Genomic DNA, 20,761 nt, shown 5'->3' with positions numbered 1-20,761 from the left:
AGTATTATGGGTTCCTTTCGAACCCACACCTGAATCCCCACGATGCCGCGAAAGGTCGTACTCGTCGATGGATGCCGAACGCCGTTCCTGCGCGCCGGCACGGCCTACCTGGATGTAATGTCCTACCGGCTGGGACAGTTCGCCATCAAAGGGCTGCTGGATCGGACCGGGCTCGCGGCCGAGCGCATAGAGCAGGTCGTCTTCGGCAACGTCATCTCGAACATCCAGACACCCAACGTGGCGCGCGAGGCCTCGATTGCCGCCGGCGTGCCGGCACGCACGCCGTGTCACACGGTGACGCAAGCCTGCATATCCGCCAATCGCGCCATCGCCGACGCCTGTCTGGAAATCGCGACCGGCCGCTCGGACGTCGTCATCGCCGGCGGCGTCGACAACGCATCCGACACGCCGATCTCGTTTCGCAAGGCGATGCGCAACAAGCTCTTTCGCGCCCAGAAGCTGAACGGGATCGTAGACTACGCCCGGTTTCTGTTTTCCCTCAGGCCGGCCGACTTCATGCCGGAACGGCCCAGGGTGGCGGAGTATAGTACGGGGCGCGTCATGGGGGAGGACTGTGACATCATGGCCGCCCGTTTCGGCATCACGCGCGAGGCGCAGGATGCATACGCCGTCCGCTCGCACCACCTGGCGGCGGGCGCCCGGGAGGCCGGCCACCTCGCCCACGAGATCGTGCCCGTCGCCCTGCCGCCGGCCTTCGCATCGATCGACAGCGACAACGGCATCCGCGCGGACACGAGCATCGAACAGGTGGCGCGCCTGAAACCCGTGTTCGACCGGCGTTACGGTACCCTGACGGCGGCCAATTCCTCATTCCTGACGGATGGCGCCGCCGCCGTGTTGCTCATGAGCGAAGACGCGGCGCGCGAACTCGGTTTCGAGCCGCTCGCCGAGGTGATCGATTTTACGTTTACCGGTCAGGATCTGACCGACGCCTTGCTGCTTGGGCCGACGTACGCCGTCTCCCGGTTGCTGGACCGCGTGGGCATGACGCTGTCGGACTTCAACGTCATCGAGTTTCATGAAGCGTTTGCCGGCCAGATCCTGGCGAACCTCGAAGCCCTCGCGTCGGATGACTTTGCGCGCCGCCATCTCGGTCGAGATCGGGCGGTCGGCCGGATCGATATGGATCGGTTCAACCAGTGGGGGGGCTCGTTATCCATCGGCCATCCGTTCGGGGCCACGGGGGCACGGCTCATGACCACGACGGCGAATCGACTGCGCCATGAGGGCGGCACCGTCGGCCTGCTCGCCGCCTGCGCCGCCGGCGCGCAGGGCCATGCCATGGTGATTAAACGCTACGGGGCCTGACGCCATGCACATCGAAGACGTACTCACCATCGAACAGGCCGACGGCGTCGCCACCCTCTGGATCGACCACCGTCTGGAGCCGCAGAACATCATTTCGCCGGCGGTGATCGAGGTGCTGGCGACTGTATTCGACCGCATCGAGGCGGACGACGCCGTGAAGGCCATCGTACTGATCAGTCGCAAGGACAACTTCATCGCAGGGGCGGACATCAAGGCGTTCGCCATCGAGCAACCCGGGGCGTTTCGGCCGATACAGGCGCTGGGACACCGCGCGCTGCTTCGCCTGGAGCGCAGCGCGAAGCCCTGTGTCGCGGCGATTCACGGCGCGTGCATGGGCCTGGGCACCGAACTGGCGCTGGCCTGCCGGGGCCGCATCGCCTCGAACCATCCAACCACCCGCCTGGCGCTGCCGGAAGTCAGGCTCGGTCTTTTCCCGGGCGGCGGCGGCACGCAGCGGCTGCCGCGGCAGGTCGGGATACAGCGCGCGCTCGACATGATGCTGACGGGGCGGAATGTCTACGCCCATCAGGCCAGAAAAATGGGGCTGGTGGACGATCTGGTGGATCGGCACAAACTGCACCATGCCGCCACCGTGTATGCGACCCGGCTGGCCGCCGGCGATGCGCCCCGTTCGCCGCGGCGTTCGCTCATGGATCGGCTCCTGGAAGACAATCCGCTCGGCCGGTCCATCCTTTTCAGTCAGGCCCGCAAGCGCGCCCTGCGCGAATCACGCGGCAACTATCCCGCCGTGCCGGCGATCCTCGACTGTGTCGAAACCGGGTACAAAAGGGGCGTGGATGCGGGCTACGAACGCGAGCTGGAGCTATTCGAGCCGCTGTTGCTATCACCCGAGAGCCGCGCGATGCGCGGGTTGTTCTTCGCGGTGACCGAAAACAAAAAAACGCCCCATCCGGATCTAGTGCGCCCCGTTCAGACGCTGGCGGTGGTCGGCGCCGGCTTCATGGGAGCGGGCATTGCCGAAGTGAGTCTGATGCAGGATATGGAGGTGGTGCTGAAGGACATCCGTGAGGATGTGCTCGCGAACGCCCGGAGCGCCATGTGGCGGGAACTGGAGAAGAAGGTGCGCTACCATGCCCTGACGCCGATCGAGGCGGAGGAGACCCTGGGCCGGCTGCGTGGCCAGTTGTCCTACGAAGGGTTCGATCAGGTTGACCTCGCCATCGAGGCGGTGGTCGAGCGCATGGACGTGAAGCAAATCGTGATCGCCGACATCCTGGCGAAAGCGCGCAACGACATGATCCTGGCGTCCAACACGTCGTCGCTCTCCATCACCGAGATGGCCGAGGCCACCGACCGGCCCGAATGCGTGATCGGGATGCATTATTTTTCGCCTGTGACGCGGATGCCGCTGCTGGAGATCGTCCGCACCGCGTATACGGCGGACTGGGTCCTGGCTACCGGGTATGCGGTTGGCATCCGGCAGGGGAAGACGTGTATCGTGGTGAAGGATAGCCCGGGGTTTTACGTCAACCGGATCCTCGCGCCGTACATGAACGAGGCGCTGCTGCTTCTGGATGAGGGCGCCGGCATCGATGCGATCGATCGGGCGTTGCAGCAAAAAGGGTTTCCGGTGGGGCCGTTACGGCTCTTTGACGAAGTCGGGCTCGACATCGCGTCCCATGTTGTCCAGAGCAGCGAAACACTGTTCGCCCACCGTCCGGGGTTCGTCGTCAGCCGCGCGGTCGTCGCGATGCATGAGGCGGGGCGTCTGGGCAAGAAGAACGGAAGCGGCTTCTATCGCTACGACAAGCGAAAGAGCAGGCGACGCGGCGTCGACCCGACGGCGTACACATTTTTCAAGGGGAAGGGCGATGCGACGTGGGCAGTCGATGTGCTGCAGGATCGGCCGCTGATGCTCATGCTGAACGAAGCGGTGCGCTGTCTGGCGGAGGGCGTCATCGAGAAAGCCGTCGACGGCGATCTGGGCGCCGTGATGGGGATCGGTTTTCCGCCGTTCACCGGCGGACCCTTCCGCTACATCGATGCGGCCGGCGCGGCCGCCGTCGTCAGCCGCATGGAGGAGTTGCAGCAAACGTATGGCCGGCGATTCGAGCCGGTCCCTCGCCTGCGCGACATGGCAGCGCAGGGCGCTCGGTTTTATCCGACGTAGGCCGGCGTCACACTTCCAGCAGCACTTTCAATACGCCGCTGCGCTTGAGCGCCGTATCGAAGGCCAGATCGACCTGCGCCAGCGGGAATCGATGCGTCACCAGGCGCTCGATGACGAAGCGGCCGTTTTCGAGCAGACGAATCGCTTCGCGAAAATCGTCTCCCGTGTACATCAACGACCCCTTGACGTCCAACTCCCAATCCTGGACAAACCCGAACGGCACGGACGCTTCGGCCCCGAATACCCCCAGCACCACGAGTCGCGCCCCTTTTCGGCAGGCGAGGAGCGAGGCGCGGAGCGCTGCTTCGAGTCCGACGCATTCGAACACGACATCGAACGCATGCATCTCGGCGGCTTCGATGGCGCTCAACCCCATGGAAGCCGCCAGGGTGCGCCGCTCCGCGTCGGGTTCGATCAGGCGAACGCTGCCGGCGCCGTACGCCGTGGCCACCATCGCGGTCAGCATGCCGATCGTGCCGCCGCCCACGACGCCGATGTCCAGGCCGGCCACGTTCCCCGCGCGCCGTACGCCGTGGACCGCCACCGAGGCGGGTTCGACACAGGCGGCCATGGCATCGGAAAAGGTGTCGGGAACGGGATGGAGGCGATCGACCGGCAAGGTGAAGTACTCCGCCATGGCGCCGGGCGCCTGAAAGCCCATGACCTTGAGGTCGGACGCGATGTTGTAGCGACCCGGCTCGAACCGAGGCATCCTGCCTGCCGGCAGGGAAGGCTCGATGACGACTTTTCGACCCAATAACGTGCCCGGGGTGTGCCGGCCGACATCGACGACTTCGCCGCAGACTTCGTGGCCGGGCCACACCGGGTAGGTTACGTACGGATGTTTTCCTTCGAACGTGTGGAGGTCGGAACCGCAGATGCCCACCGCGCGGATGCGAAGCAGGGCTTCGCCGGCTGCCGGCCTGGGGATGTCTTGCTTGACCAGCTGGATGCGATGCGGTTCGGGGATGAGGGCGCGGATCATGATGGGAGTCGGTTGTCGTTCGAGCACGCTACGTCAGGCATTGGGGAGGAGATGCACCTTCATCGTTTCTCCTCGGCTGAACGCGTCGAATAGCGAAGGGAAGTCGCGCAGCGGGGCGGTATGGCTCACGAGCGGCTCGACATCGATGACGCCGGTCTCCAGCCAGGCGATGGCCTGCTGGAACGTGTAGCAGAGGGCGAAACTGCCGATGATCTGCCAGTCGTTCTTGAAGATGTCGAAGGGCGTCACCCGGATCGAGGCGTCCTTCGGGGCCACGCCGAACATGAGGTACCGTCCCCGGGGGCGCAGGTAGGCGAAGCCGCGCTCGATGACGGCCGGCACGCCGGTCGCATCCACCACGATATCGAATCCGCCGGGCGCGAGTTGCCGCAGTGCCGTATCCAACCCGCTGCCGGCGGGGCGGACCGAGGTGGCACCCAGCTGCTCCGCCAGCCTGAGGCGGTCAGGCTGCTTATCCACGACCGTGATCTGGCTTGCGCCGGCGTGGCGCAGGGCCTGTACGAGCAGCAGGCCGATCGGCCCACCGCCGAAGAGCAGGATGCGGTCGGCGGGGCGTACCGGCAGGCGCGACATCCCGTAGCAGACGCACGCGAGCGGTTCGATAAAAGCGAGTTGTCGGGCGGTGAACGACGAGGGGACGGCGTAACACGCACGTGCCGGCACGGCCGCGCGCTGCGCGAAACCGCCGGCGCGCGTGATGCCGATGCCCTGCCAGTTGGCGCAATGATTCGACTGCTCTTTCCGGCAAAAATCGCAGTATCCGCAGTACAGGTTCGGGTCGACGGCCACGCGGTCCCCGGCACGGATACCGGTCTGTACCGCAGACCCCACCGCCTCGACGATGCCCCCGAATTCATGTCCAGGAATCAAGGGGAATCCGGACAGATACTCGTTACGGTAAATGTGCAGGTCGGTGCCGCAGATGCCCGACGCCTCGATGGAGATCATGACTTCGTCGGGACCGCAGACGGGGTCATCCACATGCGAGAACCTGCTTTCGAAGGCGGCGGGAAAAACGATGGCTTCCAAGGCGAATGCGGGGATGCGTTGATGCTGCCGGGCAGCGTGCTGACGGGGGATAGGGAGGTTCTACTTCACGGCGCCGAAGGTGAGCCCGCGCACGAGGTGTTTCTGGCTGAGCCAGCCGAGGAGCAGGATCGGCGCGATGGCCATCGTGGAGGCGGCGGACAGCTTGGCCCAGAAGAGACCTTCCGGCGCCGAGAACGACGCAATGAACACCGTGAGCGGCGCCGCGCGGGTGGTCGTCAGGTTGAGGCTCCAGAAGGCTTCGTTCCAGCAGAGGATGACGGAGAGCAGCGCCGCTGAGACGATCCCGGGCAGGGTGAGCGGCATCAGGATATGCCGCAATTCATCGAAGGCCGAAGCGCCGTCGATGCGGCTCGCATCCAATATCTCGCCCGGGATTTCCCGGAAAAAGCTGTAGAGCAGCCAGATCAACACCGGCGCATTCAGGAGCGCATAGAGGACGATCATCCCGAGGTGGGTGTCGAGCAGCCGGGCGCGCGTGAAGATCAGGTACATCGGCACCAGCACGCCGGCGGACGGCAACATTTTGGTGGATAACATCCAGACGAGTATGGACTGCGCCCGCTTGGTGCGCAGAAACGCCAGGCTGTACGCGGCCGGCACCGCCAGAACCAGGCCAAGGAGCGTCCCTCCCAGCGAGAGCGACAGGCTGTTCGTGGCCGAAAGCAGGTAGTTGGCGCGCTGATGGACGGCCGCATAGTTCTCCAGCGTGGGCGCAAACAGGAGGGTCGGCGCGCCGATGGCATCGACCTCCGTCTTGAAACTCGCGATCATCATCCAACCTATGGGCAGGAAGAACAGGCCGGCCAGCGTCCAGCCCAGGACCGCCAGGAGGGTTCGGGTGCGGGGAGTGGATTGCATCGTCAGGCTGCCAGGGATCGGGAAACGGTGCGCATGAAAAAGACCGCGACGGCGTTGGCCAGGAGGATCGCGATGACGCCGCCGGCGGAGGCGTAGCCAACGTCGTACTGCAGCAGCGCCTTGAGGTAGATGAGGTAGGCCAGATTGGTGGTCGCCAGCCCGGGCCCGCCGCTGGTGGTGACGAGGATCTCCGCGAACGTGGACAGGAGAAAAATGGACTCGATCATAACCACGACGCCGATCGCGCGCCCCAGATGCGGCAGCACGAGATGGAAGAACCGGGTATGCCAGCCGGCCCCGTCGAGGGCGGCCGCTTCGCCGATCGAGGGATCGATCGACTGCATGGAGGTCATGAAGATCAGCGCCGCGAACGGGGTCCATTGCCAGGCCACGATGAGCACGATGGAGCTCATGGGCCAGTCCGTAAACGCATCGATTGCCGGCAGCCCGAAGCCATGCAATGCGGCGGCGAGAAGTCCGTTGACCGGGTGCAGCAGCAGATTCTTCCAGACGAGCGCGCTCACCGTGGGCATAACGAAAAACGGCGCGATGACCAGGAGCCGGGCCGCGCGCCGGCCTGGAAAAGGCTCGTCGAAAATCGCGGCAACCACGAGCCCCCCGATCACCGAAAGCACCAGGACGCCGCCCACAAGGGCGATCGTATTGAGGAGGGCGGTCCACAGCGTCGCTTCGCCGAGGAGGGCGGCGTAGTTGGACCAGCCGGCGGGGCCGCGGGATTGCGGGTTCAGGAGGTTGTAGCGCTGGAACGAGAACCAGAGCGTCATCGCGAGCGGGACCAGCATCCACACGGCGAGCGCCCCGGTAGCCGGCGCAAGCAGGAGTCGACCGATACGGCGTGTCGACCGTGCATCGTCCGTTCCGTCCCGTTGAGCGCGTGCATCCATCGTCGGCTCGTTTCCGCTAGCGCAGGTAGCCGGCGTCCTGCATGGTGCGGACGGCGACGGCCTGCGCGCGCTCCAGCGCCTCGTCGACGCTCTGGCGTCCTGCCAGGGCGCCGGCGACGATCTGGCCGATCTCCGTGCCCAGCCCCTGGAACTCGGGGATGGCGACATATTGAATGCCGGTATACGGCACCGGGTCGCGTGTGGGGTGGGCAGGATCCACCGACAGGATGGCCGCTTCCGTGAACGATGCAAAGGGAGCGGCCGCCCGGTAGTCCGGATTGGCGTAGGTCGAACGGCGTGTACCCGGGGGAGCCACCGTCCACCCCTCTTTTTCGCCGACCATGCGGATGTACGCGGCCGACGTCGCCCAGGCGACGAATTGCCGGGCGGCGTCCGCATGCCGGCTCGTGGCGGGAATGGCGAGCGCCCAGACCCACACCCAGCTCGAACCGTTTTCCGTTACCGCAACGGGCGCACGGGTGAAGCCGATCTTGTCGTACACCTTGCTGTCGCTCGGGTTGTACAGGTGGCCGGCGGCGGCCGTCGCGTCGATCCACATCGCGCAGTTGCCGGAGGCGAAGAGCGCCCTGTTTTCGTTGTGGCCATTCGATGCAGCGCCGGGAGGGCCGTATCGGGTCAACAGGTCGACGTAGAACTGCAGAGCCGTATGCCATTCGGGGGACGTCAGTTGCGGCATCCAGTTCATGTCGAACCAGCGGCCGCCAAACGTATTCAGCACGGTGTTGAAGTACGCCATGTTTTCGCCCCAGCCCGGTTTCCCGCGAAGGCAAATCCCGTACTGGCTGTTCGCCGGGTCATGAAGCCGTTGTGCGTAGGATGCGATCTGCTCGTAGGTCGGCGCGTCGGGCATCGCGATGCCGGCCTGCGCGAACAGGTCCGTGCGGTAGTAGGTGAACGAGCTTTCGGCGTAAAAGGGGACGGCAAAGAGGGAGTCGCCGAGGGACAGGCTTTGCCGTACGGAAGGCAGGAGATCCTCGTACGCGTAGGATTCGCCGAGATCGTTGAGCGGCGTCAGCCAGCCCTGTCGCGCCCAGAGGGGTGTCTCGTAGGATCCGATGGTGACGATGTCGAACTGCCCGCCTCCCGTGGCGATGTCCGTGGTCACGCGCTGGCGGAGTATGTTTTCTTCGAGCACGACCCAGTTGATGCGTATGCCGGTCGCCTCCTCGAACGCCGGCGACAGGCGCTGCATGATGATCATGTCGGCGTTATTGACCGTCGCAATCGTCAGCGAGGGGGTGTCGGCGCAGCCGGCGAGGGTGAGGAGCGCGAGGAGGACCAGGCCGGCGAGGCCGAAGGAACGTGACGCTGGCATAGGGATGCAGGGAAGCGGAGACGGATGGGGTGAGTATAGCGCGCCCCATGGGTCAAGTCAATTTGCCGCGCCGTCCGGCGACGCCACCCGCGGCGCCCTCACGAAACAAAAGCGCTTTTCCTGATCTTCACGCGTTCGATAATGGTCATACAGGCTTTTCGATTGTATACTAGGTTAACACTGTTAATCGTTTGGCAAGACGGCCGGAGGCAGTTTGTATGTTCGACTTCATCACCGAGGATCATCGGCTCATCCAGCAAACCGCGCGTGAGTTTGCCGAGCAAGCCATCGCTCCGATCGCGGCCCATCATGACGAGACGGCCACGTTTCCCATGGAGACGATCAAGGAACTGGGGCGGTATGGATTCATGGGGATCGAAATCCCGGAAGCCTATGGCGGCGCCGGCATGGATACGCTGGCCTATGTGCTCGCGCTGACCGAAATCAGCAAGGCCGACGCCAGCCACGGCACCATCATGTCGGTCAACAACTCCCTGTTTGGCCACACCCTGCTGCAGGCCGGCACGGAGGAGCAGAAGCAGAAATACCTGAAACCGGTCGCTAGCGGTGAACGCATCGGCGCCTACAGCCTCACCGAGCCGTCCAGCGGCAGCGATGCCAGCCAGATGCGGAGCCGGGCGGTCCTGAATGCCGCGGGCACCCACTACGTAATCAACGGAAACAAGTCGTGGGTCAGCTCGGGACCCGTGGCGGATACGATTCTGTTGTTTACGATGACGGACCCCGACAAGGGGTACAAGGGCATTACGGCGTTCATCATCGACACCGACCGGGCGGGTTTTCATCGGGGCAAGCCGGAACACAAAATGGGCATTCGCGCCAGTGTGACGAGCGAAATTCACTTCGATAACTACGAATGCCCCGTCGAAAACCGGATCGGTCAGGAAGGCGAAGGCTTCAAGATCGCGATGCAGGTTCTGGACACCGGTCGTATCGGCATCGCGGCCCAGGCGCTGGGCATCGCCGAGGCGGCGTTCGAGGCGGCCGTCGCGTACGCCGGCGAGCGGGAGGCCTTTGGCCAGAAGATCGGCCAGTTCGAGATGATCCAGCAGAAGATGGCGGACATGAAGGTCCGCATCGAGGCGAGCCGGCTGCTGATCTATCAGGCCGCGCTCGCGAAGATGCACGCGCTCCGCCACGGCGGTCGGTACACCCTCGAAGCCAGCATGGCGAAGCTATACGCGAGCGAAACGGCGATGTGGGTGACGACCCAGGCCATCCAGATTCACGGCGGCATCGGATACAGCAAGGAACTGCCGCTCGAACGGTATTTCCGGGACGCCAAGATCACGGAGATCTATGAAGGCACGAGCGAGATCCAGCGGCTGGTCATCGCGCGGCATGTCAGCGGCCTGCGCTGAGCGGTTCAGTGGCCGGCGGCAATGCGTTTGAGAAGATAGACGACATCGCCGGCATCCACGCGGCCGTCTCCCGTCGCATCGTACGCGCCCGGGCCCGTGGCGATGCCCCGCAGACTCCGAAGGATGAGCGAGGCGTCGTACGCGGTGAGCCGGCCATCGGCCGAGGCGTCGCCCGGGGCGATCAAGCGGGGGCCCGGGCCTCCGTACTGGTCGGCGCCCGGGTCGGCCCCGTCCGCCGGCCGCGCCTCGCCGTCGATGTCGGTCTCCACCCGGGCGAGGGGGTGTGCTGTGCCACGGAGGATCGAGGCCTCGCGCATCCGCCAGCCCGCCAGCGTATCGGTCGTGTCCAGTCCGTGTGCGGCGTCGGGCGACAACGACCAGGAGTGGAGGTCGGTTTGAAGACGCAGCTGCCAGGCGGCGAGATCGGAGGTGCTCAGGATGTCGCTTCCCGAGGCGTTGAGCAGGCGCAGGTAGAAGGTCTGGTACGAACTCGTGGCGTACCGCCGGCGCCAGAACACATTGCCGTCGCCCTGATTGGATCGGGCGGCTTCGAGCGTCCGGTGGTTTTCGAAAGCGAGATCGCGCCCCGTCAGCCCCTGGAACCTGAGGTTGGCGATGAAGAGGTTGTTGTCGTATCGATTCTCGACCGCCGCGCCGCGGCTGTCTGCGCGAATGCGCATGCCGCCCCCTTCGTTCGCCATCATCGTGTTGTGCAGCACCAGGTTGCGGTCGCTCGCATGAATGAGGAGTCCGTACCCGAAGAAGGAAGGCCGCGCATAGCGCGCCCCGGTCATCACGTTGTTGCGCACCACGTTGTCGTTGCTCTGGAGTTCGATAAAGAGGTTGACGCCGTAGTTGCCGTGGAATCGACTGGATTCCACCGTGTTGCCGGTGTTGTAGGCATCGAGCCAGAGACCGGGCCCCTCGTTCTCCGAGAACTCGAGGTATCTAAATACCGAGCGCGTCGTGTAGAGCCATTTTCCGCCACCGGACTCCCAGAACGGGGCATACCCTTTCCAGTTGTTGCGCCGGGACAGGCTGTGCTCCAGCAGACACCGGTCGCACCGTTCCCCCCGGATGCCGGTCATCCCGTTATACCAGGCCGCCGCGCCGCGCACGGTCTGGCCGGCTCCGGATATCAGGAAGCCGGCGCCATTGGTCCAGCGCACCGTCACGTCCTCCAGCAGCGAGCCCTCGCCGCCAATGCAAACCGCTCCCTGCTGGCCTTCGTTGGCCACGTGCTCGAAGGTGAGTCCGATCAGGTGGAAGTAGCTTCGCTGCGTGCCGCTCAGGCAGCTCGTTTCGTTGTCGGACGTCCGGAAGAGGTGGGGGAGCCGGCTCGTTTCCCAGCGTTGCCGGTTCGCGTCGATGCTGGCGGGCAGACGCACGAAGAGTCGCGACGGCGCGTCGGGCGAGCCCTCGAGGTAGAAGGCGGATTCGTAGAGGTCTTCGCGGCGGTAGACCGGTTTGAGCATCTGGCCGTTGAGGATGATGACATCGCGCCGGCGCGCGTCGTCGTCCTGCGGCACGCCGTCGTGGACCCGGCGGGTCCATAGCGGAGGAAACGGCCAGGGCAGGACCCAGTCGCCGCCCTCGCGCAGCCAGGACCCGTTCAGCGGCATCGCGCCCGAAACGATGACGCTGTCGCCGGGGAAGGCGAGGAGGCGGATGGGGCGGCCCGGGAGCCCTCCAGCCGGCGGAACGATGGCCTCGTGGTAGCGGCCTTCGCGGACGATCACGGCGTCGCCCGGCCGGAGGACGCCCGGCTGCATGCTGCGGCCGATCGTGGCCCAGGGGGCCGCCTCGGTGCCGGCGGATCGGTCGTCGCCGGCCGCGCCATCCACCCAGAACAGGCGGTCTCCATCCTGGCCGAGGGCTTCCCGCACAGGCCGGCATACGCCGCCGGCCACGCACACGGCGCCCGCTCCGCAGTTGCGCGGCAGCACGCAGGATTGGGCGTCGACGTCGGCCGTGTTGACGAGCAGGATCGACGTCACGAGGAGCCAGAAGGGTAGTCTCATAAGCTGTTATTGCAAGGAGGGGGTCAGAGGAAGGCGAGTTTGCGGGAGGATCGTCCTCGAGGGGTTTTCAGCACCAGGAAATACACGCCGGCCGGGAGGCCGCGGCGTCCGACGGTCACCGCGTGCTCGCCGGCGGGCAGCGGGTTGTCGACGAGCCGGACGCGTTCGCGGCCGATCGCATCGTACAGGACGAGGACGGCCGGGCCTTCCTGCTCGGTTGAGAAGCGCACCGTCGTCGGCCCGGCGGCCGGGTTGGGGTAGGCGATGAGGTCCGGTGCGCCGGGCACGCCTCGTGCCGGCCAGTCGAGGGTGAACACGCGGTCGTCGACCACGAGGGTCGCCGGCGCGGTCGGCGTCGCGGGCGGACGCAGCAGCGCGATGTGGCCGGTGGGCAGCGCCGTCGGGCCGGCCATCACGGTCGTCCGATACGCGCCCTCACTGAACGTGCGCATCTGCCAGTCGTCCGGCAACCGTGTTGATTCGAGGCCGGCGTCGATCGGCAGGCGCACGGTCAGGCCGTGCGTCGCGTTATCGCCGGCGGTGAAGCCGACCGCCAGTGCTCCGCCTGGGGGGGCATCCCAGTAGACGAAACCGGCATCGTCTGGCCGGCGTTTGCCCGCCGCGCAGGCTGCCTCGACCGGAAAACAGGGGAGCGTGCCGGCGGCGCGTTGCAGGATCAGCGCGGCGTCGTAGGAGGTGATACTGCCGTTTCCCGATACCTCCGCCGCGCGGGTTTGCCGGTCGTCGAACGCCGTCAGGCTCGCCAGGAAGTCGAGCACCCGCCAGGCGTCGTCGGGGGAGATCGTGCGATCGCCATCGACATCGCCCGGGATAACGGGCGGGCGGAGCCGAATGTGGCCGCCCGACAGGGCGGTGGATGCCGGCGTTTCGTTCAGGCGCGCCGACGCCAGCGTGAGGCGCGTGTCCTTCGCTTCCGCTACCGGGTCGAAGGTCATGGCGAACAGGTCGGCTTCCGGTGGCCAGGGCGTGGCCGAGGCGATGTAGACGCTCAGCCGCCCCGGCTCGCGGGGATCCACGCGATACAGGGCGCTGGTCAGGGCGGGATCGACGGCAACGAGGGCCAGCGCCCCGGCGTCGTACCGCAGATCGAGTTCGAGGCTGTAGACGGGCACGGCGCTTCCAAAAAGCCGCAGCGGGAGACGGATCGGCCGGCCGGCTTCGGCCAGGGTATCCGGTACGGCGAAACGCGCCGGCAGCGGCGGGGCCTCGCTGAGGGTCACGCGTCCCGGTCCGGCGGGGCGACCGGGCGGGGTTTCGTTGAGGAGCACCGCTTCCAGGGTCAGTGCGCTTGCGCCGGCCTGATCGCCTGCCCGGATGAGGAGGTGGCACAGCGCGCCCTCCGACGCGAGCGGCGAGTCGGTCGCAAAGGCGATCCGGACGCGTCCCGGCGCAGGGGATGCCGAGTAAAGCAGACCCCCTTCCGAAAGGGTGCCCCGGGTAGAGATGTCTTCAATCGCCAGCACCGAGGGGTCGAAAATGACGTCGAGCTGGAAGCTGTATACCTCGCCGGCGGGCAGGGCCGTTGCAAAAAGAGGCGCCACGCCGGCCGCGCCGGCTTGCAGGTCCAGGGTGTCCGCCCAGATCCAGGCGTTGTCCTGAGCTCCCGAAGGGCAGGTGTGCGTCGCCAGTGCGGCGAGGAAAAGCAGGGTGCGGCCGATGGGCATGGCGTGTCTGTCGAAAGGGGAAACCAGGGCGCGGTGGACGCCTGTTTCTTTCAATAGACACGGGGAAGCGGGCCGGCATACCGTCGAACGGACGGGAAAAAGATGAAATGTGGGCGATCCAGGCTGTGACTGAAAATTCGTTCGGGTCGTACCGGAGCACCCAAATACCTCCAAAACAGCGTTGGATCCTGAATCACATTCAGGATACGCTTCTGTCTGAAATATTTTTCAGACAGAAGCTATTCAGCGGGCGGGTAGAATCCGGGTTTGGACTTCCCCGAACCCGACCGTGATGACGCCTTTTCGGGCCTGTCCGCGCAGGGTGACCGTGTCGCCGTCTTCGATGAAGGCGCGTGAGGCTCCGCCGGCGAGCGATAGCGGCTTGCTGCCGCCCCAGGCCAGTTCGAGCATGGAGCCGTAGGCGCCGGCGTCCGGACCGCTGATGGTGCCCGAGGCCAGGACGTCGCCCACGCGTACGTTGCACCCGTTCACGGTGTGATGCGCGAGTTGCTGGGCCATGCTCCAGTAAAGGTGCCGGAAATTCGAACGGCTCACCACGGTCTCCGGTCCGTCCTCCGGGGTGAGGCTCACCTCGAGCGGGATGTCGAAATGCCCCGGATGTTCGCTGCGCAGGTAGGGCAGGACGGCCGGCTCCTGGATCGGGCCGGCGATCCGGAAGGCTTCGAGCGCTTCGAGGGGAACGACCCAGGGCGACATCGAGGAGCCGAAATTTTTGGCGAGGAACGGGCCGAGCGGCACATATTCCCATTTCTGGATGTCGCGGGCCGACCAGTCGTTGAACAGGACGAGGCCGAAGATGTACGCCTCGGCATCGTGGAGCGGTACGGGATCGCCGAGGTCGCTGTCTTTTCCGATCACGAAGGCGACCTCGAGTTCGAAGTCGAGCCGGCCGGTGGGTTTGAAGATGGGCGACTCGGCGGCTGGGGGAAGCACCTGTCCCCACGGCCGGCGTATCGGTGTCCCGCTCACGACGATCGAAGAGGCGCGGCCGTGGTACCCGACCGGGATATGCCGCCAGTTGGGCAGCAACGCATGATCGGGGTCCCGAAACATCTTGCCGACGTTGGTCGCGTGGTCGATGCTCGAATAAAAGTCGGTATAGTCCCCGATCTCCACCGGCAGATGCATCGTGGCGTCCGATTGGGCCACCAGCGCCCTGGAGCCGCGCAGCGGGGAATCCGGGTCCACCAGGGTCGCCGCGATGCGGTCTCGAACGGCGTTCGTCATCCCCTTGCCGAGCCAGATGAAGGCGTTGAGCGAGGGCTGGCGGAATACGGACGCGTCGAGTGTCAGCCCCTCGAAGAGGCCGGCCGACGCCGCGGCGGCCAGGTCCAGGATCTGGTCGCCAATGGCCACGCCGGCCCCGGGGAGCCGGCCGGGTGCGGAAAAAATCCCGAACGGGAGGTTGTGAAGCGAGAAATCAGAATCGGCGGGAATGGGAATCCACGATGCGGGCATGGGCCGGTCAGGTGATGATGTTGAGCGGCTGGTCAAGCCAGGATTGGAAATAGGCGCCGTCGTCCAGCGCCAGGGCGTTTTCGGTGACCATGAGCGGCTTGAACGTGTCGATCATGACGGCCAGCTCCTGGGTTTCCTTCTTGCCGATGCTCCGCTCATACGCCCCCGGGTGCGGCCCATGCGGGATGCCGCCCGGATGCAGGGTGATGTGGCCCCGATCGATGTTGTTGCGGCTCATGAAGTCGCCGTCGACGTAATAGAGCACCTCGTCGGAGTCGATGTTCGAATGGTTGTACGGGGCGGGGATGGCGTCGGGATGGTAGTCGTACATCCGGGGGCAGAAGGAGCAGACGACGAACGCGGTGGTCTCGAACGTCTGGTGCACGGGCGGCGGCTGGTGGATGCGCCCCGTGATGGGTTCGAAGTTATGGATGGAGAAGCCGTACGCGAAATTGTAGCCGTCCCAGCCCACGAGGTCGAACGGGTGCGCCGCGTAGACGACCTCGTGCAGCATGCCCTGTTTCTTGATCTTGATGACGAAGTCGCCCAGTTCGTCGTGCGTCTCCAGGTCGCGCGGGAGGATGTAGTCCCGCTCGCAAAACGGCGCGTGCTCCTGCAACTGGCCGTACCAGTTGCGGTACCGCTTCGGCGTATAGATCGGGTGGAAGGATTCGGCGAACAGCAGGCGGTTGCTCGTGGTCTCAAAATCGATCTGATAGATCGTGCCGCGCGGGATCACTACGTAGTCGCCCGGTTCGAACGGGATGCGTCCGAGCATGGTGCGGAGCGTGCCCCGGCCCTCGTGGATGAAGAGCAACTCGTCGGCGTCGGCGTTTTTGTAGAAGTAGTCCGTCATCGAGGTCCGGGGCGCGGCCAGACCGATGTGGATGTCGCTGTTGACGAGCAGCGTCTCGCGGCTCTGGAGGAAGTCGTCCCGGCGCGAGATCTGGAATCCCTTGAAGAGCCGGGCCTTGAGGTTGCGGTCGACCGCGATCTTGGGGGCGGCATCCGCCGCGCCGGCGATCTCCTTCACCATCGTCGGGCGGTGGATGTGATACATCAGCGACGACATCCCGTCGAAGCCGATCGTCCCGAAGAGTTCTTCATGATAGAGCCCGCCTCCGGTTTTTTGAAACACGGTGTGGCGTTTGGCGGGCATGGCGCCAAGGCGATGGTAGATGGGCATGTCGGGGTCCTCGCGGTTCAGGGTTGAACGTCTTTTGCTTTCACAATTCGGGCCGGCGGGGGTTTCATTCAGAAAAAGTGCTATAAAAGTAGCATATTCTATTGACGCCGCTGCATCTTCTCCGTATGTTGCCCGTAGGGTGCTAGTATTCTAGCATAGACGAATCGCCCGAAGCCCTGTCGGCAGGGGGCGATCCACGCGACAAAACCGCTATGAAACGAAAAAAATCGCCGATGGACCTTGGCGCCCGCGAACGTCAGATCATGACGTTCATCTACAAGCGGGGCGAGGCGACGGCCGCCGAAGTGATGGAAGGGATCGTCGATCCGCCCACGTACTCCGGGGTGCGCGCGATGCTGCGTATCCTGGAAGAGAAGGGGCACCTCAAGCACCGCCGCGACGGGGCGCGCTACATCTTTTCACCGACGATTTCGCCGGACGAAGCCGGCCGCTCCGCCATGAGCTACATGGTGCAGGCTTTCTTTAACGGATCCGCCGACCGCGTCGTATCGGCGCTGCTGGATCTGAAAGGAGATGAACTGAGCGATTCCGACCTCGACCGGCTGTCCGCGCTGATCGAACAGGCCAAACAACAGGAGGAAAACTAGCATGCTATTCCTTATCGACATTCCGACTCTGGCCTCCGATCTGCGCCCCTGGGCCTCGGACATGGCCATTATCCTCGCGAAGGGGACGCTTCTTCTGTCGGCCGCCGGCCTGCTGACCTATGCCTTGCGGCACAGCGCGGCGGCGACCCGTTATATGATCTGGTGTTCGGCCCTGCTCGGCGTCTTCCTGCTGCCGTTTATCGGGCAGGTCGTGCCGGCCTGGCAGGTGGCGTTTTTGCCGCAGGTCACGCCCGCGCCCCAGCAGGCCGATGCGCCGGCTCCGGCGTCCCCGGCGAACGAGCCCGATTGGAAGCCTGCCGCGGCGCCTGCCGTCACGCCCGCGCCGGCCGCGAAACCGGCGCCCGCGGCGCCGTCGCGAGCTGTCGCGCCGGCGGCTGCTGCAGCGCCCGTCTATCAGGACGCTGTTACGCCGTCGTTTTCCTGGATGCCTGCTTCGGTGCGGGAGGCGGTCGGCCGGATGCACTGGACGCAGTGGGCCTTTCTGATCTGGGCGCTCGGGGCGCTGGCGGTCATCGTTCGCCTCGTGCTCGCCCACGCCGGCGCCCGCCTGCTCGTCAACCGCGCGTCGTTCGTGGACGACGAGAACTGGCACCTGATGGCCGAAGCGGCCGCACGCCGGATGGGGATCCGGCGGGTGGTGCGGCTCCGGATGAGCTCGTGGACCTCGGTGCCGATGGCGATCGGTGTCTGGCGCCCGGTGGTCGTGCTGCCGGAAGATGCGGATGCGTGGGACGAGGCGCGCAAGGAATCCGTGCTCCTGCACGAACTCGCGCACATCAAACGGTACGATTGCCTCTTCCAGCTGCTGACGAACATCGTGTGCGCGGTGTACTGGTTCAATCCGCTTGTATGGATGGCCGCCTGGCAGATGCGTATCGAGCGGGAACGGTCGTGCGACGATCTCGTGCTCGTCTCGGGCGCGGACCCCTCGCGGTACGCTGAAACGCTGCTGGAAACGGCGCGCATGCTCAAGAAAGCGGAGTGGTCCACCGTCGCGGCCGTCTCGATGGCGCGCGGCTCGCAGCTGGAAGGCCGGCTGCTCTCGATCCTCGACCCGTTCCGCCGGCGCAGCCAGAACCGGCTGGGCACGATGCTGACCCTCTCGCTCGTCGCCAGCCTCGTGCTGCCCCTCGCCGCGCTGCAGCCGGCACAGGCCCAGCAGGCGCGGCCGACACCGCCTCGGCCGCCGGCGCCGCGCATGGTGCACGAACCGATCGACGTGGACGTCGATGTGCCCGATATCGACATCGACATCCCGGATTTCGACATCGACGTGCCCGAGATGGATATCGACGTGCCCGATATCGACATCGACATCCCGCCGATCGATATCGACATTCCCGAAATGCATATCGATATCCCCGGATTCGACTTCAATTTCCCGGCATTGCACATCGACATCCCGGACATCGACATCGATATCCCCGCGATCGATTGGCAGGGCGGTGAGGAATCCCACGACCACACCCCGGTCGACTCGCTCTCGATCGACCAGATCATCAAGCTGCGTCAGTACGGGGTGGATGCGGAGTTCATCAAGTCGCTGCGGGCCATGGGCTTCAACGACCTCACGTATGCCGATCTGATTATGCTCGGCCGCTACGGAGCCGATGCCGAGTATATCGCCCGGATGCGGGATATCGGATTCGACGACCTGACGCTCGAAGACTACGCGGCGATGAGCAAGTACGGGGTGGACCTGGACTTTGTCCGCGCCATGCGCGACGCCGGCTATACCGACCTCTCCCGGGAGGATCTGGTGGCCATGAGCAAATACGGCGTCGATATCGAGCTGATCGACATGCTCAGCCGGCACGGCTACGATCGCGTCCCGGTAGACGAACTGATCAAGGCGAGCAAATACGGGGTAGACCAGGATCTGGTCGCGACCCTGGATAAAGCCGGCTACACCGACCTCACCCTCGATGACCTGGTCGCCATGAGCAAGTACGGCGTCGATGCCGACCTGATAGAAACGCTGAACCGCTACGGGTACGACCGGGTGTCGCCCGAGGAGCTGATCATGGCCAGCAAATACGGGGTCGACGAGGAGCTGGTCGCGACCCTCAACGAAGCAGGGTACAAAAACCTGAAGCTCGATGACCTGGTCGGGATGAGCAAATACGGCGTCGACCAGGAGCTCGTCGAAGCCCTGGCGCGTGCCGGCTACAGCGAGGTGTCGCCGGACGAACTCATCGCCGCCAGCAAATACGGGGTCGATTCGGATCTCGTGGATGGCCTCCGCGAGCAGGGGATCGCGAACCTGTCGATCGAAGAACTCATCCAGATGAGCAAATACGGGCTCGACGCCGAATACATCGGCGAGATGAAGGCCCTCGGCATCGACGCGACGACGGAGCAGCTGCTCAAACTCCGGCGTCAGGGGGTGGATGCGGAGTACGTCCGCGACATCCGCGACGCCGGCCTCCGCGACGTCACGATCGAGCAGCTCATCGACATGCGCCGGCACGGCGTGGACGCGGAGTACGTCAAATCACTCCGGGGCAACCGGTAGGATCACATCGGACAACAAGCATCGGACCTTGAGGGCGCTGTTTTGGGGCGCCCCGGGCGAGGTGCGTCCTTCCCGCATCCCAAAACCCGAATCCAGAAACCCATGACACGACTAGCCCTTTTATTCACCGTCCTGCTCACGATGGGCGCCGCGCCGGCGGACCGCATGGAAGGGACGTGGATCGGCGAATTCCAGCACAACCGGTGGCACCAGGTCACGGAATCGCTCTGGGTGACGATCCGGGCCTCGGCCGACGGCGAGCGCCACGGCTTCAGCACCCAGCTGCCGCTCAAGGACCTGGACGGCATGGCGATCGCGCCCGGAAACAGCGGGAAGGCCGACGTCACCTTCACGATGCGGCGCGAAGCCGGCGAGTTCGTCTTCACGGGGCAGTTCGTCGACGAGACCGGTTCAGGGTCCTTCACCTTCACCACGGACGACGCCTACGTCCGCTCCATGGGGCGGCTGGGGTATGCGAATCTCACGCTGAGCCAGGTGTTCACGCTTGCGATCCACGACGTGACCATCCCGTTCGTGGAGGAACTGGGGAAACTGGGTTACGCCGGCCTCCCGTACGACGACCTCGTCGCGATGCGGATTCACGACGTCTCGCCCGCATTTATCCGATCCCTGCAAGCCGCCGGGTACCGCGACATCCCGAAGGACGACCTGATGGCGATGCGCATCCACGGGGTGACGCCCGAGTTCATCGCGGAGATGGCGAAGGCCGGCTTTTCCGACCTCTCGATCGATCAGCTGACGGCGATGCGTATCCACGGGGTGACGCCGGAGTTCGTCGCGGAGATGGCGAAGGCGGGCTTTCCGAAGCTCACGGTGGATAACCTGGTGTCGGCACGCATCCACGGGGTTACCGTGGCGTACATCGACGAGTTTTCCCGCGCGGGGTATCGCTCCCTGACGATGGATCAGCTCCAGGCGATGCGCATCCATGGCGTTTCGCCGGCGTTCGTGCGCGACCTGGAGGCTCTCGGCTACAAAAGGCCCGATGTCGATCGCCTGGTCGCTTTGCGGATCCACGGCGTATCGACGGAATTCATCGGTGGGCTGGCGGATTTAGGCTATCGCGACGTGTCGCTGGACCGGCTCGTCGAGCTGCGCATCCACGGCGTCAGCGAGCGCTTCATCCGGGAAGTGAAAGAGGCCGGCTATACCCCGACCCTCCAGCAACTCATCGACATGCGCATCCACGGGGTAGACGGGGTGCTCTTGAAGACGGTGCGGAATTGAA

15 protein-coding genes are annotated in these 20,761 nt (G+C 65.1%); 6 read left to right on the top strand and 9 right to left on the bottom strand.

Annotation, left to right across the window (positions count from 1 at the left end; all coding sequences use genetic code 11):
• The first annotated feature begins 42 nt into the window (after positions 1–42).
• Both R2834_01105 and R2834_01100 read left to right on the top strand, forming a co-directional pair.
• Positions 43–1,329 carry an acetyl-CoA C-acyltransferase gene (locus tag R2834_01105; GenBank protein ID MEZ4698899.1) on the top strand — a complete coding sequence of 429 codons (1,287 nt, stop codon included), beginning with the start codon at positions 43–45 and terminating at the stop codon, positions 1,327–1,329.
• Positions 1,330–1,333: 4 nt separating this feature from the next.
• Entirely contained in the window at positions 1,334–3,460 is a 2,127-nt protein-coding gene (locus tag R2834_01100) for a 3-hydroxyacyl-CoA dehydrogenase NAD-binding domain-containing protein (protein MEZ4698898.1), read from the top strand.
• A gap of 7 nt (positions 3,461–3,467) precedes the next feature.
• On the opposite strand, the gene R2834_01095 is transcribed toward R2834_01100, so the two are convergent.
• From R2834_01095 to R2834_01075, 5 genes are read right to left on the bottom strand one after another with little or no spacing between them, the layout of a single operon-like run.
• Positions 3,468–4,445, bottom strand: coding sequence for an alcohol dehydrogenase catalytic domain-containing protein (locus R2834_01095; GenBank protein ID MEZ4698897.1), 978 nt, complete (start codon positions 4,443–4,445; stop codon positions 3,468–3,470).
• 33 nt (positions 4,446–4,478) lie between these two features.
• Positions 4,479–5,495 carry a zinc-dependent alcohol dehydrogenase family protein gene (locus R2834_01090; protein ID MEZ4698896.1) on the bottom strand — a complete coding sequence of 339 codons (1,017 nt, stop codon included), beginning with the start codon at positions 5,493–5,495 and terminating at the stop codon, positions 4,479–4,481.
• A gap of 60 nt (positions 5,496–5,555) precedes the next feature.
• On the bottom strand, positions 5,556–6,374 hold the full coding sequence (locus R2834_01085; protein ID MEZ4698895.1) for a carbohydrate ABC transporter permease: 819 nt from the start codon (positions 6,372–6,374) through the stop codon (positions 5,556–5,558).
• A 2-nt stretch (positions 6,375–6,376) separates the two neighbouring features.
• Entirely contained in the window at positions 6,377–7,279 is a 903-nt protein-coding gene (locus R2834_01080; GenBank protein MEZ4698894.1) for a sugar ABC transporter permease, read from the bottom strand.
• Between the two features lie 16 nt (positions 7,280–7,295).
• Positions 7,296–8,615, bottom strand: coding sequence for a sugar ABC transporter substrate-binding protein (locus R2834_01075; protein MEZ4698893.1), 1,320 nt, complete (start codon positions 8,613–8,615; stop codon positions 7,296–7,298).
• 218 nt (positions 8,616–8,833) lie between these two features.
• Between R2834_01075 and R2834_01070 the strand changes: the two genes are divergently transcribed.
• On the top strand, positions 8,834–9,997 hold the full coding sequence (locus R2834_01070) for an acyl-CoA dehydrogenase family protein (protein MEZ4698892.1): 1,164 nt from the start codon (positions 8,834–8,836) through the stop codon (positions 9,995–9,997).
• 5 nt (positions 9,998–10,002) lie between these two features.
• Here R2834_01070 and R2834_01065 read toward each other — a convergent pair whose 3' ends face one another.
• From R2834_01065 to R2834_01050, 4 genes are all read right to left on the bottom strand, one after another.
• Positions 10,003–12,018 carry a right-handed parallel beta-helix repeat-containing protein gene (locus tag R2834_01065; protein MEZ4698891.1) on the bottom strand — a complete coding sequence of 672 codons (2,016 nt, stop codon included), beginning with the start codon at positions 12,016–12,018 and terminating at the stop codon, positions 10,003–10,005.
• Positions 12,019–12,041: 23 nt separating this feature from the next.
• Positions 12,042–13,703 (bottom strand): T9SS type A sorting domain-containing protein, encoded by a 1,662-nt coding sequence (locus R2834_01060; GenBank protein ID MEZ4698890.1) that lies wholly within the window; start codon positions 13,701–13,703, stop codon positions 12,042–12,044.
• A 243-nt stretch (positions 13,704–13,946) separates the two neighbouring features.
• Positions 13,947–15,182 (bottom strand): fumarylacetoacetase, encoded by a 1,236-nt coding sequence (fahA, locus tag R2834_01055; GenBank protein ID MEZ4698889.1) that lies wholly within the window; start codon positions 15,180–15,182, stop codon positions 13,947–13,949.
• Positions 15,183–15,189: 7 nt separating this feature from the next.
• Positions 15,190–16,368, bottom strand: coding sequence for a homogentisate 1,2-dioxygenase (locus R2834_01050; protein ID MEZ4698888.1), 1,179 nt, complete (start codon positions 16,366–16,368; stop codon positions 15,190–15,192).
• A gap of 212 nt (positions 16,369–16,580) precedes the next feature.
• Between R2834_01050 and R2834_01045 the strand changes: the two genes are divergently transcribed.
• The 3 genes from R2834_01045 (at position 16,581) to R2834_01035 (ending at position 20,760) form a co-directional block, all read left to right on the top strand.
• Positions 16,581–16,976, top strand: coding sequence for a BlaI/MecI/CopY family transcriptional regulator (locus R2834_01045; protein ID MEZ4698887.1), 396 nt, complete (start codon positions 16,581–16,583; stop codon positions 16,974–16,976).
• A gap of 1 nt (position 16,977) precedes the next feature.
• Positions 16,978–19,512: a M56 family metallopeptidase gene (locus tag R2834_01040; protein MEZ4698886.1), complete on the top strand. Its 2,535-nt coding sequence runs from the start codon at positions 16,978–16,980 to the stop codon at positions 19,510–19,512.
• 102 nt (positions 19,513–19,614) lie between these two features.
• A complete protein-coding gene (locus R2834_01035) occupies positions 19,615–20,760 on the top strand; it encodes a hypothetical protein (protein ID MEZ4698885.1) in 1,146 nt (381 codons plus the stop codon).
• Position 20,761 lies beyond the last annotated feature (1 nt).

The organism is Rhodothermales bacterium, assembly GCA_041391505.1.
GTDB lineage: Bacteria > Bacteroidota > Rhodothermia > Rhodothermales > JAHQVL01 > JAWKNW01.
This window is presented reverse-complemented; position numbering and strand designations above follow the sequence as displayed.

What these genes read in the sequence shown, in the direction of transcription:
- R2834_01070 (MEZ4698892.1), top strand. Translation starts at nt 8,834, where the DNA reads ATGTTCGACTTCATCACCGAGGATCATCGGCTCATCCAGCAAACCGCG.
- R2834_01095 (MEZ4698897.1), bottom strand. Translation starts at nt 4,445, where the DNA reads ATGATCCGCGCCCTCATCCCCGAACCGCATCGCATCCAGCTGGTCAAG.
- R2834_01065 (MEZ4698891.1), bottom strand. Translation starts at nt 12,018, where the DNA reads ATGAGACTACCCTTCTGGCTCCTCGTGACGTCGATCCTGCTCGTCAAC.
- R2834_01035 (MEZ4698885.1), top strand. Translation starts at nt 19,615, where the DNA reads ATGACACGACTAGCCCTTTTATTCACCGTCCTGCTCACGATGGGCGCC.
- R2834_01085 (MEZ4698895.1), bottom strand. Translation starts at nt 6,374, where the DNA reads ATGCAATCCACTCCCCGCACCCGAACCCTCCTGGCGGTCCTGGGCTGG.
- R2834_01075 (MEZ4698893.1), bottom strand. Translation starts at nt 8,615, where the DNA reads ATGCCAGCGTCACGTTCCTTCGGCCTCGCCGGCCTGGTCCTCCTCGCG.
- R2834_01040 (MEZ4698886.1), top strand. Translation starts at nt 16,978, where the DNA reads ATGCTATTCCTTATCGACATTCCGACTCTGGCCTCCGATCTGCGCCCC.
- R2834_01045 (MEZ4698887.1), top strand. Translation starts at nt 16,581, where the DNA reads ATGAAACGAAAAAAATCGCCGATGGACCTTGGCGCCCGCGAACGTCAG.
- R2834_01050 (MEZ4698888.1), bottom strand. Translation starts at nt 16,368, where the DNA reads ATGCCCATCTACCATCGCCTTGGCGCCATGCCCGCCAAACGCCACACC.
- R2834_01060 (MEZ4698890.1), bottom strand. Translation starts at nt 13,703, where the DNA reads ATGCCCATCGGCCGCACCCTGCTTTTCCTCGCCGCACTGGCGACGCAC.
- R2834_01080 (MEZ4698894.1), bottom strand. Translation starts at nt 7,279, where the DNA reads ATGGATGCACGCGCTCAACGGGACGGAACGGACGATGCACGGTCGACA.
- R2834_01105 (MEZ4698899.1), top strand. Translation starts at nt 43, where the DNA reads ATGCCGCGAAAGGTCGTACTCGTCGATGGATGCCGAACGCCGTTCCTG.
- R2834_01100 (MEZ4698898.1), top strand. Translation starts at nt 1,334, where the DNA reads ATGCACATCGAAGACGTACTCACCATCGAACAGGCCGACGGCGTCGCC.
- fahA (MEZ4698889.1), bottom strand. Translation starts at nt 15,182, where the DNA reads ATGCCCGCATCGTGGATTCCCATTCCCGCCGATTCTGATTTCTCGCTT.